The organism is Streptomyces sp. NPDC000075 (genome assembly GCF_040301925.1).
Taxonomy (GTDB): domain Bacteria; phylum Actinomycetota; class Actinomycetes; order Streptomycetales; family Streptomycetaceae; genus Streptomyces; species Streptomyces polychromogenes.
This window is the reverse complement of record NZ_JBEPFL010000005.1, coordinates 193,052-214,438: the sequence shown is the minus strand read 5'-3', so window position 1 is coordinate 214,438 and position 21,387 is coordinate 193,052. Positions and strand designations below refer to the sequence as shown.

Sequence of the window (21,387 nt, the reverse complement as noted above, 5' to 3'; positions counted from 1 at the left end):
CCGCCCCGAGGCCCGGGCACGGCGGGTGTCAGGCCAGGCGCCAGTCGAGGCGGCGCCGGTAGTAGACGAGCGGCTCGCCGTCCGCCAGGGCGCAGTCGTCGACCTCGCCCACCAGCACCGTGTGGTCCCCGTGCGGGAACAGGGCGGCGGCCCGGCACCTGAGGTAGACCGGGACGCCCGCGATCCGGGGCGTGTCCCCGTCCCAGGTCCAGGGCACGTCCGCGAACTTGTCCTCCGAGCGCCCCGCGAACACCTTCGCGAGGGCCTCGTCGGCGGAGCCCAGCAGGTGCACCCCGAAGGGGGTGCCCACCGTCGCGTCCATCGCCCGGTAGGTGCGCGAGCCGCGGGCGAGCGCCAGCAGGACGGACGGCGGGGACACGCTGTAGGAGCTGACGGAGGACACCAGCAGTCCGCACGGGCCCCCGTCGGCCGCCCTGCGGGCGCTGACCACGGCGACCCCCGACACCAGGCGGGCCATGGCCTCGGTGAACGGCGCCGCCGGGGCGGCCGGCCCCGGCCGGTCTCCCGGCCCCGGCCGCCCGCTCCCCGCGCTCCCCCGGTTCTCCTCCCGCTGCCGCACGCTCATCGGCCCGTGCTCCGGCTCAGACGGCGGTGTGTTCGGCCGCGCGCCGGCAGGCGTCACGGCGTTCGGCCGCGTCGGGGTCGCCGGTGGCCGCGTACACGGCCTCGAAGTCCGCGGCGGCGCGGGCGTAGCGGTGGGCGCTCTCGTGGACCACGGCCCGGTTGAAGCGGAAGTCGGGCCGGTCGGCGAGTTCGAGCGCCCGGTCGAAATCGGCCACGGCGGTCTCCAGGTCGCCTTCGCCGTAGGCGATCTCGCCCTTGACGGCCCAGGCCTCGGCGAGCCCGGGATCGCTGTCGAGGGCGGCTTCGAGGGCTTCGGCCGCCTCCTTGGTGCGTCCGGCCTCGGCCAGCAGGCGGCCGCGCAGGCACAGGAGGTGGGCGTGGCCGGGGGCGACGGCGAGTCCGGCGGTGACGTCCGCCAGGGCCCCCTCGGCGTCGCCGAGGTCGGCGAGCAGGCCGGCCCGGGCGAGGAGCGCCTCCCGGTGGTCCGGGTCGAGTTCGAGGGTGCGGGCGAAGTCGGCCAGGGCGCCGTCGGTGTCGCCGAGTTCCAGCCGGGCGTCGCCCCGGTTGTAGTAGGCCTCGGGGAAGGGAGCTTCGAGGGAGAGGGCCCGCTCGTAGTCGGCGATGGCCTCCTGGGGGCGGCCCAGTTTGCGCAGGATGTTGCCCCGGTTGAAGTAGTGGTCGGCGAAGTCGTCGTCGGCGTCCATGATCTCGCCGTAGTCGGCCAGTGCCGCTTCGAGCCGGCCCGCCATGCTGTTGACCTGGGCGCGGTTGTAGCGCAGGCCGACCTGGTGCCAGGTGCGCTCCCCGAGGCCGAGTTCCCGGTTCAGCCGCTCGATGCCCTGGTCGAGCAGGCGCAGGGCCTCGTCGGGGCGTCCGTCGCGGACCTCGACGAGGGCGAGGCCGTTGCGGTTGAAGACGGAGTAGAAGGCGCGTTCCTTGGGGTCGGGCAGGAGGTCGGCGATGGAGATGGCGGTGTTGACCCAGGCGCGGGCCCGGCGGGGGTCGCGACGCTCCTCGGGGTAGTGGCGGGCGTACAGCATGCCGATCTCGTAGGCGAGTTTCATGTGGTGCGCGGGGCTCTGGGTGGCCATGCGCGCCTCTTCCTGGAGGACGGCCGACTCGTCGGGCCGGCCGGCCGCGGCCAGGCACACGCCGGCCTCGCGGATGAAGATCCACCACAGGTCGGGGCGCCGGGCCGGGTCCACCAGCCGCCGTCCCTCGTCGCCCAGTTCGGCGGCGACGTGGTAGAAGCCCAGGTACTTGCAGCGGAGCATGGCCGCGCGCAGGGCCTCGACCCCGGCTCCCTCCGGGTCGCTGCCGCGCACCAGGTGGAAGGGGAGGGCGCCGAGGCGCAGCGAGGGCTCGCCGTCCTCGGCGCGGGCGGCGAGGACGGCGGCGCGGGCGTCGTGGAGGGCGGTGCGCGCGGCTTCGGGCAGGGCCTCGTAGGCGGCGGCCCGGGCGGGGTCGTCGTCGGTGCAGTCGCCGTCCACGTAGCGGCGTACGGCCTCGGGTCCCATCGCGGTGGCGGGGGCCGGGGCGGTGCCGGCGGCGGCGGTCCTGGTGGTGTGCGCGGCGAGGGCGTCGGGGAGCGAGAGCGAGGGGAATCCGGGCGGGTCGAGGAGCTCGGCCGTGCCCGTGCACAGGACGAGGGTGAGCAGGGCGGGCGGGATCCGGCGCAGGGCGGCGGCGAGGAACTCCTGGTCGGTGACGTCGGCGTGCTGGACGTTCTCCACGACGAGGGTGCGCGGGCCCGGCGTGGCACCGGCGGCGTCGGTGAGGGCGGCGAGGAGGAAGTCGACGATGCCGTGGGCGACGCGCAGGGAGTGCAGGCGTGCCGGGTAGCGGCTGACCTCGCCGGCCGTGGACTGCTCCTCGATGTGGTGGGTGATCGGGGGGACCAGCGGGGCCAGTTCGGGCGTGCTCTCCTGGAGCTCGATGTAGTGGCGGGCGGCCAGTTCGGGCCGTCGCTCCAGCGCCGCCGGGGCCACGAGGCGCAGCAGGGTCCCGGCCGCGGTGTACGGGCCGCGCAGGCGCCGGTGCGCGTCGACGGTGGCCAGCAGCGGGGGCAGGCCGAGGCCGTCCAGGAGGGTGGTGCGCGCGGCGCGGTGGGGCGCGGAGATCCAGTGGTGCCCGGTCATGGGCCCGCCTTTCGGAAGAGGCCCGCCGGGGTGGTCCCGTCAGGCGATGACGTGGTGGAGCCGGGCCCGCCGGCCGCGCAGGCGCTCCCTGGCGGCGAGCCAGAGGGCGAAGGCGATCTGGCCGAAGGTCAGGACGAGGAACACGGCCGCGTCGAGGAGCTGGACCCAGGTCGCGTGGTGGCCGGCGCCGAACCGGTCGAGGGAGGCGGTGGTCATGTCGAGGAAGACGGGTCCCACGCCCCACAGGAAGGTGGTGAGGCTGACGGCGTAGCCGATGGGCAGCAGCCAGGAGTACCAGCGGGCGGCCCGGCGGTCGACGGGGTGCCACAGGGACTCGTCGGTGAGCCGGCCGGTGCGTCCCAGCAGCCGGTTGACCCGGTTGGCGAGCATGCGCACGGCCGTGGTGTGCAGGTCGACGCAGCCGAGGACGGTGGTGATGAGGACGTAGACGTCGGTGCGCAGGTAGAGGAAGAACTGCCAGAGGAGCCGGATGAAGGTGGTGAAGGCCACCGCCATGCAGACGCGGGCGGTCAGTCCGTGCGCGAGGCCGGCGGTGATGACGGCGAGGGCGATCAGGACGACGTCGGCGACCATTCCGGCGAGGATCGGCAGGTAGCGCTTGCGGCGTTCCACCCCGGCGAGGCCGTCGAGCGAGGTCTCCACGACGAGGAAGTAGAAGCGGTACGACATCCTCGTGCGCGAGCGGATGCCCAGGCGGCGGCCGGCGAGCGCGTGGAAGATCTCGTGGACGGCGATGAGCGGGACCGCCACCACGAACAGGACGACGGTGATGACCGCGTAGTAGTGGCTGAAGACGAGGTCGTCGGGGGTCGGCAGGAGGCCGGGGTCGCGGATGACGCTGACGGCGGCCCAGGCGACGATCAGCCCGTAGGCGGTCCAGGCGGCGGGTGAGAAGGCGGCCCGGCCGAGCCGCTGCCAGCGCACGGGTCCGGCGACGGGTTCCGGTTCTCCGTCGGCGCGGACGAACCCGAGTTCGCGCAGGGCCTCGACCACGTCGGCGACGTCGGCGCGCTCGCCGTACTCGGCCTCGTACCAGTCGGCGGCCTGGGCGGGGGTGGCGCCTTCCTGGAGACGGCGTACGAGTGCGGCGCCGTCGGGCGGGAAGATCGCGTAGGTCTCGGTGTCACGGCGTCCGATGGTGACCTCGTCGCCGTCCTCCAGGTACGCCAGCGGATGCAGCGCCAGCGGGGTCTGGTCCGAGCTGGGGTGGCCTGGCTCCGCCATGGCGGGCTCCGTCTCTGGTCGGCCGGGCCCGGACCGGTGGGGGCGCCCCCGGCGTACGTGGGGACGCCCCTTGCGCGAACGCGCCCGGGGTGCGGTTACGCGGGGCTCGGGTAGTGCGAGCACGCGGAAGAGGTCAGGCGGACCGGGCCGGCCTTGCGGATCTGGATCTTCTTCATCTCGAAGCACCTCCTTCGGAGGGTGTGGTTGGGGGCTGGACGTTCTCCATGCTGCTGGCCCCCTCCAGAACTTCTCCAAACCGGCGCCAAAACCGCCGGAGAGCGGCTCAGGCGAAGCGCTGGGCGGCCGATCCGTCGCAGGTCCGCAGGCGCAGCGGGTCGTGGGCGGCGGCGACGGTCAGGCACAGGGCGGGGGCGGCGGCGGGGTGCAGGGTGGCGCCGTCGCGGACGAACCGCTGGTTGGCGCCGCCGTGGCAGTTCCACAGGATCAGGGCGGTGCCGGCCGTGTAGTTCGCGCCGGGGACGTCGAGGCAGCGGTCCTGGGTGAGTTCGACGTGGACGGACCGGTTCGCGGAGTCGTACCACCAGCCCTGGTTGCGGCCGCCGTGGCAGTCCCAGCCGGTCACCTGGGTGCCGTTGGCGCTGGAGCCGCCGAAGGAGTCGAGGCAGTTGCCGGTGGCCTCGTTCCTCAGGGGCTTGTAGAGGTCGTCCCAGGCGCCGGCCTGGAGGACGGGGGTGCCGGTGCTCGCGGGGTCGGCGCAGGAGGCCTCGCGCAGCCCGGAGTCGTAGAGCTGGGTGAGGCATGAGGCGAAGGCGCCGTGGCCGCGGTAGTTGGGGTGGAAGGACTGGCGGGCGGTGTTCTCGTCCCAGGGGAAGTGGTCCCCGAGGTCGAGGTAGAGCCCGCGGGCCCAGGTGTCCTCCATGCAGACCTCGTGGCCGTGGAAGAGCCGCGAGTTGTCCAGGTAGGTGGCGCCGGCGGCGAGGGCGGCGGCGCGCATGCCCTTCTCGAAGGCGGGGACGGCGTGGTTGCGGCCCCAGGCGGCGTCGGAGTCGTAGCCGGCGCAGCCTCCGGGGAGCTTGCCGGGGAAGTTCGGGTTGTCGTTGAAGTCGGGGCCGATGGGGCTGGGGTAGCCCATCACGACGAGCTTGTAGTCGGAGTCGGCGTAGCCGGCGTCGCGCATGACCTTCTTGAGGTCGCCGATGGTGGCCTCGACCTTGGGCTTCAGTCCGTCGACGCGGGACTGCCAGCCGGGGCCGTACTTGGGTTCGCAGGTGCCCTGGCTGAGGACCCAGCGGGTGACGCAGTCGGTCATGACGGGGCCGAACTGGAGGTCGTCGTTGGCTCCGGCGACCAGCAGCACCATCTTGATCTTCGTGTTGCGGGCCTTGATGGCCAGGCTGTCGCTCTGCACCAGTTCGTCGGCGTACTGCTTGCTGCCGCCGATGCGGATGTTGCCGGTGTAGCCGCCGGAGCAGGCGACGTTGAAGGTGAGGTCGGCGGGGATGCCGGTGCGGTGGATCGCGGAGTCCGGCGAGCGGTGGCACTGGTTGGACGAGGTGTTGGTGGCGGGGTCGTAGGTGCCGACGCCCTCGCCCGAGATCTCGCTGTCGCCGAGGGAGATGAGCCCGGTCTTGCGCTCGGCGAGGGGGCGGACGGCCGGGTCGCCGTAGATCTTGACGGCCTCGGCGGCGCGGATGGCTTCGAGTTCCGGTGACAGGGGCGTGATCGCGCCGGATGTCGCGGGGGCCGCTTCGGCCATGGGGGTGATGGCGGTGACGCCCCCGAGGGCGGCCGCGACCGCCGCGACCGCGGCGAATGTACATCTGAGCCTGGATTTCGTACGTGAACGAGCCATGTGGTGCCTCCCCGATAGCGGTGTTACCCCGGGTATTTACTGGCCGGTAGGGGAGATGGGAACAGTCCGAACAAGACAATTGCTCAACTTTCTGAGGAGGATACGAAGATGACCGATGATCAGCAGGCAGAGACGTTCCGGATCGAGCACGACTCCATGGGCGAGGTCCGGGTCCCCGCGCACGCCAAATGGCGCGCCCAGACCCAGCGCGCGGTGGAGAACTTCCCGCTCTCCGGGCAGCACATCGAACGCGCCCACATCGAGGCCCTGGCCCGGATCAAGGCGGCCGCCGCCCTGGTCAACGCCGAACTCGGGGTGCTGGACGAGGAGACGGCGGGCGCCATCCGGTCCGCCGCGGCGGAGGTCGCCGAGGGCCGCTGGGACGAGCACTTCCCCGTCGACGTGTTCCAGACCGGCTCCGGGACCTCGTCCAACATGAACACCAACGAGGTGATCGCCACCCTGGCCACCGAACGGCTCGGGCGCGAGGTCCACCCCAACGACCACGTCAACGCCTCGCAGAGCTCCAACGACGTCTTCCCCTCGTCCATCCACATCGCCGCCACCGCCGCCGTCACCCACGACCTGGTCCCGGCCCTGCGCCACCTGGAACTGGCCCTGGAGCGCAAGGCCGCCGCGTTCGCCGAGGTGGTCAAGTCCGGCCGCACGCACCTGATGGACGCCACCCCCGTCACCCTGGGCCAGGAGTTCGGCGGCTACGCCGCGCAGATCCGCTACGGGATCGAGCGCCTGAACGCCGCCCTGCCCCGGCTGGCCGAGCTGCCGCTGGGCGGCACCGCCGTCGGCACCGGCATCAACACCCCGCCCGGGTTCTCGGCGGCCGTGATCGCCGAGGTGGCGCGGGCCACCGGGCTGCCGCTGACCGAGGCCCGCGACCACTTCGAGGCCCAGGGGGCGCGGGACGCGCTGGTGGAGACCTCGGGGATGCTCCGTACGATCGCCGTCTCGCTCACCAAGATCTGCAACGATCTGCGCTGGATGGCCTCCGGGCCGCGCACCGGATTGGCCGAAATCAATCTGCCGGATCTCCAGCCGGGGTCCTCGATCATGCCTGGCAAGGTCAATCCGGTCGTCCCCGAGGCCCTCCTGATGATCGCCGCGCAGGTGACGGGCAACGACACCGCGGTCACCGTGGCGGGCGCGGCCGGCAACTTCGAGCTCAACGTGATGCTCCCCGTGATGGCCCGCAACCTCCTCGAATCGATCCGGCTGCTGGCGAACGGGAGCCGCCTGCTGGCCGACCGCACCGTCGACGGGATCACCGCCAACACCGAACGGGCCAGGGAGTACGCCGAGTCCTCGCCCTCCGTGGTGACCCCGCTGAACCGCTACATCGGGTACGAGGAGGCCGCCAAGGTGGCCAAGCGCTCCCTCGCCGAACGCAAGACCATCCGCGAGGTCGTCCTGGAGTCCGGGTACGTCGACCGGGGCGCGCTGACGCTCCGGCAGCTGGACGAGGCCCTGGACGTCCTGCGGATGACCCGGCCCTGAACCTCCCCGGCCAGGGGCCGAATCCGGTCGTTTACGGCCCCCGACCCCCTCCGTGACCTGCACCGCAGCATCCGGGAGGAGCACCGCCCTAAGATCTGCGCATGACAGGTACTTCCAGGCCCGGCACCGGCGCGGCGGGCCCCGCCGCGCCGGGCGGGACGCAGGGCACGCGCTGGGCGCCGGGGACGCCGATCCTCTGGCGCTACCGCGACCACGCGCCGGCCGGCGCCGTCCACATCGCCCGCCCGGTCACCGTCGTCCAGGACACCGACGAACTGCTCGCGGTGTGGATGGCGCCCGGCACCGAATGCGTCAAGCCCGTGCTCGCCGACGGCACCCCGGTCCACGAGGAACCCCTCGCCACCCGCTACACCGCGCCGCGCACCACCGTACGGGCGCGCTGGTTCGGCGCCGGGGTGCTCAAGCTGGCCCGGCCCGCCGATCCCTGGTCGGTGTGGCTGTTCTGGGACCGCGGCTGGGTGTTCAAGAACTGGTACGTGAACCTGGAGGAGCCGCGCACCCGCTGGACGGGCGGGGTGGACTCGGTGGACCACTTCCTCGACATCACCGTCGACCCGGACCGCACCTGGACCTGGCGGGACGAGGACGAGTTCGCGCAGGCGCGGCGGATCGGCCTGATCGGCCCGGAGCAGGCGCGGCGCGTCGAGGAGGCGGGCCGCGCGGCGCTGGAGGTCGTCAAGGCCTGGGGGCCGCCGTTCCGTGACGGCTGGGAGAACTGGAGGCCCGATCCGGCCTGGGAAGTTCCGGTTCTGCCCGAGGACTGGGACCGCACCCCGGCGCATATGACGTCATGAGACCCTTGATGCGCCCCCGGGGTTCAAACGTAGGATCGTCCTCCGCCGGTCGTACGCGGGGGGCCTTCCCGGTCCCGCACCCGTAAATGACCTGCGGCGACCGGGACTTGACCGGAGGTCGACGCGGAAAGAAAGGTAACGAGCGGGACGCGGAATCCGGGGGTGGTGGTGCCCCCGCCGCTGAGCGGGTATACCGCGACTGACCGAGTTGAGTGCAGCGCACATCGAGCGCAAACGGACGGAATTCCACGCGTGACGGAGTACCCCACCTCCCAGGAGGGCCCGCAGCCCACCGTCGCCCCCGGCGGAGGTACGGACGAGCTCGGCCACGGCAAGGCCCCCATCGCGGCCGCCGAGGCCGTACGCACGCATGCCGATTTCCCGCGCCCGCGGGGCACCGCCGGCGAGGCCGTCCCGGGCCACGGCCCGGCGGACTCGGACCCCGAGGGCGCGCGGACCCGTGACGGCGAGGCCGCACGCAACGCCGGCCGGCCCGACGGGGCCCCGGGCGCCCCCGCCGGCCCGCAGCCCGCGGGGGCCGCGGGCACGGGCGGGACCGGCTCCGGACCCGCCGAGACCGGCGTGGCCCGGCGCGAGGGCGACCGGCTGCGGTTCGTCGGCGCGGCCACGCGCCGCATCGCCCGCGGCATCGACCTCGACGAGATCGTGCTCGGCCTGTGCCGGGCGACCGTACCCACCTTCTCCGACGCCATCCTCGTCTACCTGCGCGATCCGCTGCCGGTCGGCGACGAGCGGCCCGTCGGCCCGGTCGTTTTAAGGCTGCGCCGCACCGACCGGCTCCGGCCGATCGACGATCTGGGCCTGGCCGACGGCGGTGAGGCCGCCGGGGCCGCGGGGGGCGCCGGCGAACTCGACTTCAGCCAGCTGCCGCTGGTCGGGCCGCAGGGTGACCTGCCCGCGGCGGAGCTGTGCGAGATCCGGCCCGGCGGCGCCCTCGCCGAGGTGCTGCGCGGTGTCCGGCCCGTGTTCGGGTCGGCCCCCGGCGCCCGGGACGCGCTGCCCGAACTGCTGGGCTCCGAGCACCCGGTGCCGCGCGGGCAGCGGGCCATCCTGGCCCCGCTGCGCGGCCGCCGCCGCGTGATCGGCGCGGCGGTGTTCCTGCGCACCCCGGACCGGGACTCCTTCGAGACGAACGACCTGCTCGTCGCCGCCCAGCTGGCCACGCACACCGCGCTCGGCATCGACAAAGCCGTGCTCTACGGCCGCGAGGCCTACATCGCCGACGAGCTCCAGCGCACGATGCTGCCCGACGGCCTGCCCCAGCCCACCGGCGTGCGGCTCGCCTCGCGCTACCTGCCCGCCGCCGAGACGGCCCGGGTCGGCGGCGACTGGTACGACGCCATACCGCTGCCCGGCAGCCGGGTCGCCCTGGTCGTCGGAGACGTCATGGGCCACTCCATGACCTCCGCCGCGATCATGGGGCAGCTGCGCACGACCGCGCAGACCCTGGCCCAGCTGGACCTGCCCCCCGCCGAGGTGCTGCACCACCTGGACGAGCAGGCCCAGCGGCTCGGCTCCGACCGGATGGCCACCTGCCTGTACGCGGTCTACGACCCGGTCTCGCACCGGATCACCATCGCCAACGCGGGCCACCCCCCGCCGGTCCTGCTCCACCTGGGCGGCCGCGCCGAGGTGCTGCGCGTCCCGCCGGGCGCCCCCATCGGGGTCGGCGGGGTGGACTTCGAGGCCGTGGAGCTGGACGCCCCGGCCGGGGCCACGCTGCTGCTGTACACCGACGGGCTGGTGGAGTCCCGGCTGCGGGACGTGTGGACGGGCATCGACCAGCTGCGCGACCGGCTCGCCACCACCGCGCAGCTGACCGGGCTGGACCACTCGCCGCCGCTGGAGGCCCTCTGCGACGACGTGCTGGACATGCTCGGCCCGGGCGACCGGGACGACGACATCGCGCTGCTCGCGGCCCGCTTCGAGGGGATCGCGCCCAGCGACGTGGCGTACTGGTTCCTGGACCCGGAGGAGACCGCTCCGGGCCGGGCCCGCCGGTTCGCCCGCCGCGCCCTGGCCCGCTGGGGGCTGGAGGAGCTGAGCGACTCGCTGGAGCTGCTGGTCAGCGAGGTGGTCACGAACGCCGTCCGGTACGCCGAGCGGCCCGTGACCCTGCGCCTGCTGCGGACGGACGTCCTGCGCTGCGAGGTCGGAGACGACTCCCCGCAGCTGCCCCGCCAGCGCCGGGCCCGGGAGACCGACGAGGGCGGGCGCGGCCTGTTCCTGGTCAACCGCATGGCGCGGCGCTGGGGCGCGACCCGGCTGAGCAGCGGCAAGGTGGTCTGGTTCGAGCTGTCGCTGCCCGGGGCGCACGACCGGCGCTGATCCCCGTACGGAAGAGAAAGACCGCCGCCCCGCAGCGCGAACGCTGCGGGGCGGCGGTGTCTCCGTACTCCTACTGCGGTGCCTCCGGGAACAGCGGCGGCGGCGTCGGCTTCTTCGTCGGCGGCTGCGGGTCACCCGTCGGGGGCGTCGGGTTCTTCGTCGGCGGGGTCGGGTTCTTCGTCGACGCGGTCGGGTCCGGCTTGCCGGTACCGCTGCCCGAGGGGTCCGGGCTGCCCGTCGGGCGGGTGCCGGAGCTGGACGGGCTCGGGCTGACGGAGCCGGTCGGGCCGGTGGACGGGACCGCGGTGCGGGTCGGGGCGACCGGGGTGCCCATGTTCGCGTCCGACAGGTCGAACTCGCCCGTCTTGACGCCCGAGAGCACGGCGGTGGTGTACGCCTGCCAGATCTGGGCGGGGAAGCTGGAACCGCCCGCGCGGCCCTTGCCGGCCGTACCGGTCAGGGTGACCTGGGCGTGCGAGTTCGGGTCCTCACCGAACATGGCGACGACGGTGACGAGCTCCGGGGTGTAGCCGGTGAACCAGGCGGCCACGTTGGACTCGGTGGTACCGGTCTTGCCGGCGGCCTGGTAGGCGTCGCTGCGCACGGCCTTGCCGGAACCGTCCTGGACCACGCCGGTCAGGACCTTGGTGACGGTGTCCGCGGTCTCGCGCTTGATGACCTGGGCGCCGAAGGGGCTGACCGGCTTGTGGTCGGCGTCCACGTGCTCGGCGCTCTTGACGATGGTCGGGGTGACCTTCTTGCCGTGGTTGCCGAAGGTGGCGTAGACCCCAGCCATCTCCACGGTGTTGGCGCTCATGGTGCCGAGCGACATGGCGGGCTTGTCGGCGGGCCAGCCGTCGCGGTCCCTCATGCCGAGGGAGATGGCGGTCTTCTTCACCTCCTGCGGCTTGGCGTCCACGATCATCTGGGCGTACACGGAGTTCACGGAGGAGTTGGTGGCCTCCTGGACCGTGAGCATCGGGTCGCCGTAGTTGATGTCGTCCTGGTTCTGCGGGGCGAAGGGGACGTCGCTGCCGACCACGGGGCGCTTGCTGGTGCCGTCGTAGAGGGCGTTCGGGGTGATCGGACGGCCGTCCTGGGTCTTCGCCCCGGTCTCCAGGGCGGTGGCCAGCACGATCGGCTTGAAGGTGGAGCCCGGCTGGTAGTCGGTGCGCAGGGCGTTGCTCTCGGCCTTCTCGGCCAGGCCCACGCCGCCGTACATGGCGACGATGTTCCCGGTCTTGGCGTCCACGGAGGTGGCGCCGGCCTGGACGCTCTGGTCCTGCGGGCGGTCCTTGACGTCCTTGCGGTCGAGCTTGGACTCCAGCTCGTCGTTGACGGCCTTCTCCAGCGCCGCCTGCTTCTTCTTGTCGATGTTGAGGGTGATCGTCCAGCCGCCGGCCGCGATGTCGGCCTCCTTGACGCCCTGGCGGCTCAGCTCCTGCTTGGCGGCCTGGATCAGGTAGCCCTTCTGGCCGTCCATGCCCGGCTGCGGCTTGGGCTTGATGGGCTCCGGGAGGTGCAGGGTGTCGCGCTTGGCCTTGTCCAGCTTGCCCATCTCGACCATGTTGTCGAGGACGGCGTTGAAGCGGATGGTGACCAGTCGCCGCCCGTTGGGGCCCGCGGTCGCCAGGTCGTACTGGCTGGGCGCCTGGATCACCGAGGCCAGGTAGGCGCCCTGCTCCAGGGTCAGCTTGTCGGAGTCCACGCCGTAGTAGGCCTGGGCCGCGGCCTGGATGCCGTAGGCGTTGCGGCCGTAGAAGTTGGTGTTCAGGTAGCCGGCGAGGATCTCGTCCTTCTCCATGCGCTGGTCGACCTTGAGGGAGATCACCATCTCGCGGAGCTTGCGGGTCGCCGACTGGTCCTGGGTCAGGTAGTAGTTCTTGACGTACTGCTGGGTGATCGTCGAACCACCGGCCGTGCCCTTGCCGCGCAGGGTGTTGAAGGCGCCTCGGGCGATGCCCACGAAGTCGACGCCGCGGTCCTTGTAGAACGTCTTGTTCTCGATCGCGATGAAGGCCGTCCGCACGTCCTCGGGGATCTTGTCGATCGAGACGATCTCGCGGTTCATCTTGCCGGTGCGGGTCATGACCGACCCGTCGGCCCACTTGAACGTGTTGCTCTGCAGGACCGCCGTCTTGTTGGGGTCGGTCGGCTCGTCCACGGAGAAGTAGAGGGCGAAGGCTCCGGCCACGAGGAGCAGGATCCCGCCGAGGAAGGTCCCGAGGATCGTCTTCCAGTTCAGGAAGCGACGTATGCCGCTGCGCTTCTTCCCGGTCGGCTTGCCCGCGCGCCCGGCGGCACGCCCGGTCGGCGCCTTCCGCCCACCGCGCTGCTGCTGCGCCCGTCGCGCATCTGCTCGGCCCATCGCTCCCGCTCCGCTCGATTACCCCCCCGACGTCAGCTCAGAAAACTAACACCGCAGGCTGTGACAAAGGTTGGCTAACCCTGATCAATACCGGTCAATTCGGACGTGAGAATCAGCACCCACTCCAATGGAACCGACGCTCACGATGCCGGAAGGGTTGCGGTCATCGCAAAAAGTGCTATCAATTTGCTAGACGTTCCGCTCGACCAGGACCGGACGCGACGCATCAAACGGGGGCATTCCATGACAGCGACGATGACCGACGAACGACCGGTCGGCATAAGGGAGTTCACGGCACACAGCGTCGGCGGCGGGCTCGCGCTGCTGTCGGGGCTGGTGGGGCTGGCCGCCGGGGTGGGCCTGATCGCCCTCGGCGCGACCACGTCCGCGGCGGCCGTGCAGGCCAGCGTGATCCCGCTCGGCATCCTGGTGGTGCTGGCCTCGGTGCTGGCCATGAGCGGGCTGAACACGGTGGCTCCGGGCGAGGCCCGCGTGGTCCAGCTCTTCGGCCGCTACCGGGGGACCATCCGCACGGACGGACTGCGCTGGGTCAACCCGCTGACCTCGCGCGAGAAGATCTCCACCCGCGTCCGCAACCACGAGACGGCCGTCCTGAAGGTCAACGACGCCTACGGCAACCCGATCGAGCTGGCCTCGGTCGTGGTGTGGCGGGTCGCCGACACCGCCAGGGCCGTCTTCGAGGTCGACGACTTCACCGAGTTCGTCGAGACGCAGACCGAGGCCGCCGTCCGGCACATCGCGATCGAGTACCCCTACGACTCCCACGAAGAGGGCGGCCTGTCCCTGCGCGGCAACGCCGAGGAGATCACCGAGAAGCTCGCCGCCGAATTGGCCGCCCGGGTGGAGGCGGCCGGCGTGGAGATCATCGAGTCCCGCTTCACCCACCTCGCGTACGCTCCGGAGATCGCCTCCGCGATGCTCCAGCGCCAGCAGGCCGGTGCCGTCGTGGCGGCCCGCAAGCAGATCGTCGAGGGCGCGGTGGGCATGGTGGAGCTCGCCCTGACCCGGCTGGCCGAGGAGGAGATCGTGGACCTGGACCCGGAGCGCAAGGCCGCCATGGTCTCCAACCTGATGGTCGTCCTCTGCGGCGACCGCGCGGCCCAGCCGGTCGTCAACACGGGCACCCTCTACCAGTGACCCCCGCCGCCCCCCGCCCCGGCGGGGCCCAGGGCCCGGGAGCCGGCTCCGGCCCCGACCCTGGCCCCGCGTCGCAGCAGGACCCCGAGGCCAGGCCCGCCCGGCCCGGGCGGCAGGCGCGCAAGCAGGTGCTGCTGCGGCTCGACCCGCAGGTGTACGACGCCCTCGCCCGCTGGGCCGGGGAGGAGCTGCGCAGCGCGAACGCCCAGATCGAGTTCCTGCTCCGCCGGGCCCTGTCCGAGCACGGCCGCCTGCCGGGCGGCGCCGCCCCGATCGCACCGCGCGGCCGCCCCCGCAAGAACCCCGAGCCCTGAGCCGTCCCGGCCTCCGGCCGGACGGCCTGCGTACGGAGTGACCCGCGCGGGGCCGGTGCCCCCGGGCCCGTCAGTCGGTGGGCCACACGGGGAGCGGGCGCACCGCCTCGCGCAGGGCGCCCGCGACGGCCCGGAACTCCTCCTGCCGGGCGGTCCCGGTCCGCATGGCCAGGGCGATCCGCCGGGAGGGGGCCGGCTCGGCGAAGTAGCCGGTGGCCAGGGCCTCGTTGCGGGCCGTCTCCAGCCGCAGCGCGGTGCGCGGCAGCAGGGTCACCCCGAGCCCTCCGGCGACCAGCTGGACCAGCGTGGAGAGCCCGGCGGCGGTGGTCGTGACGTCGGCCCCGGTGGTGCGTCCGGCCTCCCGGCAGATGTCCAGGGCCTGGTCGCGCAGGCAGTGCCCTTCGTCGAGCAACAGCAGTTGCAGGCCGCGCAGTTCCTCGCGGGGGATGTCCCGGCGCCCGGCCAGCGGATGGTCGCGCGGGGCCAGCAGGACGAAGTCCTCGTCGAAGAGCGGGAGTTCACATACGCCCGGGACGCCCAGCGGCACGGCGAGCAGCAGCAGGTCGAGGCGTCCGGCGGCCAGGCCCTCCAGCAGGGAGGCCGTCTGCTCCTCGTGGACCTGGAGGTCCATACGGGGGTAGCGGCGGTGGAAGAGCCCGAGGACGGTCGGCAGCAGGTACGGGGCGACCGTCGGGATCACGCCGAGGCGCAGCACTCCGGTGAAGGGGGCCCGTACCGCCTCGGCCTCCTCCAGCAGGCCGCCCACCGCGTCGAGCACGCCCCGCGCCCGGACGGCGATCCGCTCGCCCGCCGGGGAGAGCAGCACCTTGCGGGTGGTGCGCTCCAGGAGCTGGACGCCGAGGGCCTCCTCCAGCGCGGAGACCGCCCCCGAGAGCGCGGGCTGGCTCATGCCGATCGCGGCGGCGGCGTCCCGGAAGTGCAGGTGTTCCGCGACCGCCGCGAAGGCGCGCAGCTGCGCCAGCGTCGGCTGCTTCTGTCCTCTACTACTCACAGCCACTGATAGGTACCTCCGATCACCCGCCACAAGAGTAGCTATTTCTGTAATCAATGCAGCTGTGTCAGCATGTGAGATCCGTCCAACCCTCTCGGAAAGCCCCCAAAAGGGTCACTTTCCATTCCACAAGGAGAGTTCGTGCTCACTGTCGGTGACAAGTTCCCCAGCTACGACCTGACCGCCTGCGTCTCGCTCGAAGCCGGCAAGGAGTTCGCGCAGATCGACCAGAAGAGCTACGAGGGCAAGTGGCGCGTCGTCTTCTTCTGGCCCGCCGACTTCACCTTCGTGTGCCCCACCGAGATCGCCGCGTTCGGCAAGCTGAACGACGAGTTCCTCGACCGTGACGCCCAGATCCTCGGCGTCTCCGGCGACTCCGAGTACGTCCACCACGCCTGGCGCAAGGACCACGCCGACCTGCGTGACCTGCCCTTCCCGATGCTGGCCGACTCCAAGCACGAGCTGATGCAGGCCTGCGGCATCCAGGGCGAGGACGGCTTCGCCCAGCGCGCCGTCTTCATCGTGGACCCGAACAACGAGATCCAGTTCTCGATGGTGACCGCCGGTTCCGTGGGCCGTAACCCCAAGGAGGTCCTGCGGGTCCTCGACGCCCTGCAGACCGACGAGCTGTGCCCCTGCAACTGGAACAAGGGCGAGGACACCCTGAACGCCGGCGCCCTGCTGGCCGGTGAGTGACGGATGTCCCTCGACTCCCTCAAGTCCGCCATACCGGACTTCGCCAAGGACCTGAAGCTGAACCTCGGTTCGGTCATCGGCAACCAGGACACCCTCACCCGGCAGCAGCTGTGGGGCACCGTCCTGTCCTGCGCGATCGCCGCCCGCTCCCCGCGCGTCCTGCGTGAGCTGGAGCCCGAGGCCAAGGCCGCGCTGTCCCCGGAGGCGTACAACGCCGCCAAGTCCGCCGCCGCGGTCATGGCGATGAACAACGTCTTCTACCGGACCCGGCACCTGCTCTCCGACCCGGAGTACGGCACGCTGCGCGCGGGCCTGCGGATGAACGTCATCGGCAACCCGGGCGTGGAGAAGGTGGACTTCGAGCTCTGGTCGCTCGCGGTCTCCGCCATCAACGGCTGCGGCCAGTGCCTGGACTCGCACGAGCAGGTCCTGCGCAAGGCCGGCGTGGACCGCGAGACGGTCCAGGAGGCCTTCAAGATCGCCTCGGTGATCCAGGCCGTCGCCGTCACCCTCGACGCGGAAGCGGCCCTGGCCGCCGAGTAGTCACCCGTACGGGTGTTTTCCCGTACGCGCCCCCGCGCCCCCGCGGCCCCTTCCGGCCTCGGGGGCGCGGTGCGTTCGCGGCGCCCCTACTTCTTCCTGAGCCGGGCCAGCAGGGCGCGGGCGTCCTCGGCCATCGCCGCCTTGACGGCGTCCCCGTCGACCTCGTCGGCGGCGCCGGGGCTTCCCTTGGTCCACCAGCGGACGGTGTAGGTGACCACCGTCCCGCCGTCGAGCACCTGGAGCCGGGGCGCCTGCACCTCGCCCGAGAACTGCGCCCGCTCCCCCAGTCCGGACACCTTCTCGGCCGCGACGGCCGGCGACGCGGCGAACGGGTCCACCTCCGGCCGCGCGCCGAACTCCGTCGCCGGGTCGGCCTTTTTGTGCAGCTCGACCAGCACCTGGGCCTCGTGGGTGAACGCCTGCTCACCCGTGGAGCCGGCGGCGAAGCAGTACGACCAGTCGACCGCGGGCCCCTCCCCGTGGCTCGGCATGCCCACGCCGAGGCTGCCGAGGGCCGTGCCGACCGCCTTGAACGGGGTCTCCGTGCACAGCTGCTCGCTGTGCCGGTGCCGGACCGGCGGCCCGGCGTCGGCGTGACGTTCCCGCACGACCAGGGCCCCCGCCCACACCATCGAGGCGACCACGGCCCCGCCCAGCGCCCAGCGCCAGGGCGCCGCCCGTAAGGACCCGGCGGGCCCGGACGCCGGTGCGGCGGGGGCGTCCTCGGTGCGGGCGGCGGCGGGGGCCGGCTCCCGCGCGGCCCACTCCCCTTCGAGCTCGGGCTCGCCGATCACCCCCGGCCCTCCCGCTCCACCGCCTGTACGGCGGTGGCCCCGTGCGGCGCGGGGCCGGTCGGGGAGACGGGGGTGAGGCGCCGCTCGCGCGAGTACGCGCGCAGGTAGACGACGACGGTGTTGGTGACGGCGACCAGCGGCACGGCCACGACCGCGCCCCCGATCCCGGCGATCATCCCGCCGGCCGCCACCGACAGCACCACCGCGAGCGGGTGGACCCGTACGGCCCGGCCCAGGATGAAGGGCTGGAGCACGTGCCCCTCGATCTGCTGCACCGCCAGGACCACGAGCAGCACCATCAGGGCGGTGAACGGCCCCTGGGTCACCAGGGCCACGACCACCGCGAGGGCGCCGGAGACCACGGCGCCGACGAGCGGGATGAAGGCGAAGAGGAAGATGAACACGGCGAGCGGCACCGCCATCGGCACCTTGAGGAAGTAGATGCCGAGACCGATGAACACGGCGTCGATGAGCGCGACGAGGACCGTGCCGCGCACGTACGCGGTCAGCGTGCGCCAGGCGCGCGGGCCGGCTCCGGCGACGCCGGGGCGGGCGGCGGACGGGACCAGGCCGAGCACCCAGTTCCAGATCTTCTGGCCGTCGTAGAGCAGGAACAGCGTCGAGAACATCGCGAGCAGCATGCCCGTCAGCACCTCGACGAGGACCGTCACGCCCTGGAGGCCGGCCGAGGTGATCTCCTCGGTGTTGGTGCCGATGGTCTCGCTGAGGTTCTTCGCGATGTCGTTGATCTGCTTCTCGGTCACGTGGAACGGACTGTCCAGGGCCCAGCTCTTGAGCTCGTTGATGCCCTCGCGCAGCCGGCTGGAGAGGTCGTCCAGGTTCTCCATGACCTGCCAGACCACGAACCAGCCGACCAGTCCGATGACGACGAAGCCGAGGACGGCGGTCACGGCGGTGGCCAGCCCGCGCGGCAGCCCGATCCGGCGCAGCCGCACCACGAAGGGCTGGAGCAGCGCGGTGACGAGCAGCGCGGCGGCGAAGGCGAGGACGACCAGGCGGACTTCGCTGATCACCTTCATCAGCACCCAGACCATCCCGGCGAGCAGCAGCAGCCGCCAGCTGGCCTCGGCGGCGACGCGCACGCCCCAGGGGATGACGGCCGCCGGATCGGGCCGGACGACCGGCGGGACGCCGTCGAACGCGGCCGCCGCCGCGGTGGCCTGCGGCTCGGGGGCGGCCGCGGGCGGGAGCTCCGGCGGCTCCACGTCGGCCTCGGCCTCCGCCTCGACCTCCGCCCGCCGCTCGTCCAGGCGCGCCTCCATCCGGCTCAGCCCTCTGCCGAGCCGGCCGATCCAGCCCGTCCTCTTCGCCATGTCGTTCCCTTCCCCCGCCCTGCGGCCGGACCTCGCACGACCGTACACGCGAGGAACCCCACACCGTAGGACGGTGTGGGGTTCCCCCGAGGTTGTGCGGGCGTCGTCCGCCGGGCCTCTAGTACCAGCCGTTGGCCTGGTGGAAGCTCCAGGCGCTGCACGGGCTGCCGTAGCGCTCGTTCATGTAGCCCAGGCCCCACTTGATCTGCGTGGCCGGGTTGGTGCGCCAGTCCGAGCCGGCCGAGGCCATCTTCGAACCGGGGAGCGCCTGGACCAGGCCGTAGGCGCCGGAAGAGGAGTTCACGGCCTGGTAGTTCCAGGTCGATTCCTCGTTGATGATGTTGGAGAAGCACTGGAACTGGCCGGAGGGGACCAGCTGCCGGGCGATGTCCTTGACCTGGGCGACCGTGTAGGAGCCCTGGACCGGGAAGTCGCCGGCGTCGCGCGTGGCCGAGCGGCTGGCGATGCCCTCGGCGGCGTCGCGCTCGTCCTTGAGCTTCTTGGCGTCCGCGTCCTTCTTCGCCTGCTCCGCCTTCTCGGCCTCGGCCTTCTTGGCCTTGGCGTCCTCGGCGGCCTGGATGCGGGCGGCCTCCTCCGTCGAGCGCTTGGCGTCGTCGTCGGCGGCGTGAGCGATGGCGTCGGCCTGCTGGGCCAGGCTTCCGGCCTGGACCTGGGCCTGTTCGCCGACCGGAATGTCCTGGAGGAGCGTCGCTCCGGACGCGGTCGTCTCGAGGTCGTTCGAGGTGGCGGCATCGCCAGTGGCGACGCCGACGACTGCGCCGACGGTGGTGACCGCGGTGGCCGAAGCCACTGCGAACCCCCGGACCGAGATCCGGCTCACACGGTGTCCTTCCAGCAGCGTCCGCAGTGACCGCGCGGGCGCAAGAGTGCCCCTTCGACGCTGGACTCCGGGTGTTCTGGTCACTGGAGACACGGGCCCGTGGGCAACTCCCTTGCGGGGGCTGCCGCGTGAAACCGGGCGGCATACGGCCAACGGCTGTGGAGTTGTGGTGCTGCGCGTATCCCCAACTGGAGATACAGATGTGCCGTATGCGGGGCCTGACGGAAACCAGACTCTGCCGGACCTTGACGCCGCAAGGCAATTCCACGTTGCGTGGGAAAGGTCACACCAGGCATGCCGACGCTGTTTTGGGCAAAGGCCTGTGCGGAACGGCGCCGTCCGGCTAGGCTCCTGGGCCTTTGCCGGACGGCGCCAACTCACCGTCCCACTATGGGGGATTTGACCCTTACGGGCCCTCCTCGCACCCCCTGGGCGATCAGAGCGATTCGAGCATCTCCGTGACGAGCGCGGCGATCGGGGAGCGCTCGGAGCGGGTGAGCGTGACGTGGGCGAAGAGCGGATGCCCCTTCAGCTTCTCAACGACGGCGACCACTCCGTCGTACCGGCCGACGCGCAGATTGTCGCGCTGGGCCACGTCATGGGTCAGGACGACCCGGGAGTTGGCCCCGATACGGGACAGAACGGTCAGCAGGACGTTGCGCTCCAGGGACTGCGCCTCGTCGACGATCACGAAGGAGTCGTGCAGCGACCGGCCCCGGATGTGCGTGAGCGGCAGGACCTCCAGCATCCCCCGGTTCAGCACCTCCTCGATGACCTCGCGCCCCGCGACCGAGGAGAGGGTGTCGAACACCGCCTGCGCCCAGGGGCTCATCTTCTCGCCCGCGTCGCCCGGCAGATAGCCGAGGTCCTGGCCGCCGACCGCGTACAGCGGGCGGAAGACCATCACCTTCTGGTGCTGACGGCGCTCCAGGACCGCCTCCAGGCCCGCGCAGAGCGCCAGCGCCGACTTGCCGGTGCCCGCCCGGCCGCCCATCGAGATGATCCCGACCTCCGGGTCGAGCAGCAGGTCCAGGGCGATGCGCTGTTCGGCGCTGCGGCCGTGGAGCCCGAAGGCGTCCCGGTCGCCCCGGACGAGCTTGACGTTGCCGTCGGCGGTGACCCGGCCCAGGGCCTTGCCGCGCTCGGACTGGAGGATCAGACCGGTGTGCACCGGCAGTTCGGCGGCCTCGGGGACGTAGAGCCGCTCCTCGGAGTAGAGGAGGTCCACCTGTTCCCCGGAGAGGGCCAGCTCGCTCATGCCGGTCCAGCCGGCGTCGGTGATGGCGAGCTCCGCCCGGTACTCCTCGGCGAGGAGGCCCACGGAGGAGGCCTTGATGCGCAGCGGGAGGTCCTTGGAGACGACGGTGACGTCGTAGCCCTCGGCCTGGAGGTTGCGGGCGACCGCCAGGATGCGCGAGTCGTTGTCCCCCTGCCGGAATCCCGCCGGCAGGATGCCGGGGTCGGAGTGGTTGAGCTCGACGCGCAGGGTCCCGCCCAGATCGCCCAGCGGGATGGGGGCGTCGAGGCGGCCGTGGCGAACCCGGAAGTCGTCGAGCAGGCGCAGGGCCTGACGGGCGAAGTAGCCGAGCTCGGGATGGTGCCTCTTCGCCTCCAGCTCGGTGATCACCACGATCGGGAGCACGACCTCGTGCTCGTCGAAGCGGGTGATCGCGTTGGGGTCTGCCAGCAGGACGCTGGTGTCGAGGACGTAGGTCCGCCTGTCGGACAGGCGGCGCTTTGTGCTGGTCACCACGGAAGGACGTACCCCCTCGGAAGAGGTCGGGCCATGAAGACCGGACCGGTCAACGGCACCTGTGCCAGGGCCGCTTTCCGGCCCTCCAATCCGTCCGTGCGAACCGCACGCTCGTCC

Annotated in this window: 17 protein-coding genes; 7 read left to right on the top strand and 10 right to left on the bottom strand. The window is 72.2% G+C overall.

Going from position 1 to position 21,387, the window contains the following annotated elements; translation table 11 throughout:
* Positions 1-28: 28 nt before the first annotated feature.
* The 4 genes from ABT403_RS08765 to ABT403_RS08750 all read right to left on the bottom strand — a co-directional run bounded on the left by ABT403_RS08765 (position 29) and on the right by ABT403_RS08750 (position 5,781).
* On the bottom strand, positions 29-586 hold the full coding sequence (locus tag ABT403_RS08765) for a flavin reductase family protein (RefSeq protein WP_344164349.1): 558 nt from the start codon (positions 584-586) through the stop codon (positions 29-31).
* Positions 587-602: 16 nt separating this feature from the next.
* Positions 603-2,723: a tetratricopeptide repeat protein gene (locus ABT403_RS08760; RefSeq protein WP_344164346.1), complete on the bottom strand. Its 2,121-nt coding sequence runs from the start codon at positions 2,721-2,723 to the stop codon at positions 603-605.
* A 39-nt stretch (positions 2,724-2,762) separates the two neighbouring features.
* Entirely contained in the window at positions 2,763-3,968 is a 1,206-nt protein-coding gene (locus ABT403_RS08755) for a hypothetical protein (RefSeq protein WP_344164343.1), read from the bottom strand.
* Between the two features lie 283 nt (positions 3,969-4,251).
* Positions 4,252-5,781, bottom strand: coding sequence for a ricin-type beta-trefoil lectin domain protein (locus ABT403_RS08750; RefSeq protein ID WP_344164340.1), 1,530 nt, complete (start codon positions 5,779-5,781; stop codon positions 4,252-4,254).
* Between the two features lie 108 nt (positions 5,782-5,889).
* On the opposite strand from ABT403_RS08750, the gene ABT403_RS08745 reads away from it, so the two are divergent.
* From ABT403_RS08745 to ABT403_RS08735, 3 genes are all read left to right on the top strand, one after another.
* A complete protein-coding gene (locus tag ABT403_RS08745; protein WP_344164337.1) occupies positions 5,890-7,293 on the top strand; it encodes a class II fumarate hydratase in 1,404 nt (467 codons plus the stop codon).
* A 101-nt stretch (positions 7,294-7,394) separates the two neighbouring features.
* The gene (gene fomD / locus ABT403_RS08740) at positions 7,395-8,108 is read left to right on the top strand and encodes a cytidylyl-2-hydroxypropylphosphonate hydrolase (protein ID WP_344164334.1); all 714 of its coding nucleotides are present in this window, start codon (positions 7,395-7,397) and stop codon (positions 8,106-8,108) included.
* 252 nt (positions 8,109-8,360) lie between these two features.
* Entirely contained in the window at positions 8,361-10,457 is a 2,097-nt protein-coding gene (locus tag ABT403_RS08735) for a SpoIIE family protein phosphatase (protein WP_344164331.1), read from the top strand.
* 70 nt (positions 10,458-10,527) lie between these two features.
* Here ABT403_RS08735 and ABT403_RS08730 read toward each other — a convergent pair whose 3' ends face one another.
* Complete coding sequence (locus tag ABT403_RS08730; RefSeq protein WP_344164328.1) at positions 10,528-12,825, bottom strand: transglycosylase domain-containing protein; 2,298 nt, start codon at positions 12,823-12,825, stop codon at positions 10,528-10,530.
* A 255-nt stretch (positions 12,826-13,080) separates the two neighbouring features.
* On the opposite strand from ABT403_RS08730, the gene ABT403_RS08725 reads away from it, so the two are divergent.
* Entirely contained in the window at positions 13,081-13,983 is a 903-nt protein-coding gene (locus tag ABT403_RS08725) for an SPFH domain-containing protein (protein ID WP_344164324.1), read from the top strand.
* Positions 13,980-14,297, top strand: a complete 318-nt coding sequence (locus tag ABT403_RS08720) for a type II toxin-antitoxin system antitoxin (RefSeq protein WP_344164321.1) — start codon at positions 13,980-13,982, stop codon at positions 14,295-14,297. Before ABT403_RS08725 ends, ABT403_RS08720 begins: the two co-directional genes overlap by 4 nt.
* A 70-nt stretch (positions 14,298-14,367) precedes the next feature.
* Here ABT403_RS08720 and ABT403_RS08715 read toward each other — a convergent pair whose 3' ends face one another.
* Entirely contained in the window at positions 14,368-15,315 is a 948-nt protein-coding gene (locus ABT403_RS08715) for a hydrogen peroxide-inducible genes activator (RefSeq protein WP_344164318.1), read from the bottom strand.
* Positions 15,316-15,450: 135 nt separating this feature from the next.
* Between ABT403_RS08715 and ABT403_RS08710 the strand changes: the two genes are divergently transcribed.
* Both ABT403_RS08710 and ABT403_RS08705 read left to right on the top strand, forming a co-directional pair.
* A complete protein-coding gene (locus ABT403_RS08710; RefSeq protein WP_344164315.1) occupies positions 15,451-16,005 on the top strand; it encodes a peroxiredoxin in 555 nt (184 codons plus the stop codon).
* Between the two features lie 3 nt (positions 16,006-16,008).
* Positions 16,009-16,548, top strand: a complete 540-nt coding sequence (locus ABT403_RS08705; RefSeq protein ID WP_344164312.1) for an alkyl hydroperoxide reductase — start codon at positions 16,009-16,011, stop codon at positions 16,546-16,548.
* 86 nt (positions 16,549-16,634) lie between these two features.
* Here ABT403_RS08705 and ABT403_RS08700 read toward each other — a convergent pair whose 3' ends face one another.
* From ABT403_RS08700 to phoH2, 4 genes are all read right to left on the bottom strand, one after another.
* Positions 16,635-17,342, bottom strand: a complete 708-nt coding sequence (locus ABT403_RS08700; RefSeq protein ID WP_344164309.1) for a hypothetical protein — start codon at positions 17,340-17,342, stop codon at positions 16,635-16,637.
* Positions 17,339-18,676 carry an AI-2E family transporter gene (locus ABT403_RS08695; RefSeq protein ID WP_344164306.1) on the bottom strand — a complete coding sequence of 446 codons (1,338 nt, stop codon included), beginning with the start codon at positions 18,674-18,676 and terminating at the stop codon, positions 17,339-17,341. Before ABT403_RS08695 ends, ABT403_RS08700 begins: the two co-directional genes overlap by 4 nt.
* A gap of 118 nt (positions 18,677-18,794) precedes the next feature.
* The gene (locus ABT403_RS08690) at positions 18,795-19,517 is read right to left on the bottom strand and encodes an aggregation-promoting factor C-terminal-like domain-containing protein (RefSeq protein WP_344164303.1); all 723 of its coding nucleotides are present in this window, start codon (positions 19,515-19,517) and stop codon (positions 18,795-18,797) included.
* A gap of 436 nt (positions 19,518-19,953) precedes the next feature.
* Complete coding sequence (phoH2, locus tag ABT403_RS08685) at positions 19,954-21,270, bottom strand: RNA 5'-3' helicase PhoH2 (protein WP_344164300.1); 1,317 nt, start codon at positions 21,268-21,270, stop codon at positions 19,954-19,956.
* Positions 21,271-21,387: the final 117 nt, after the last annotated feature.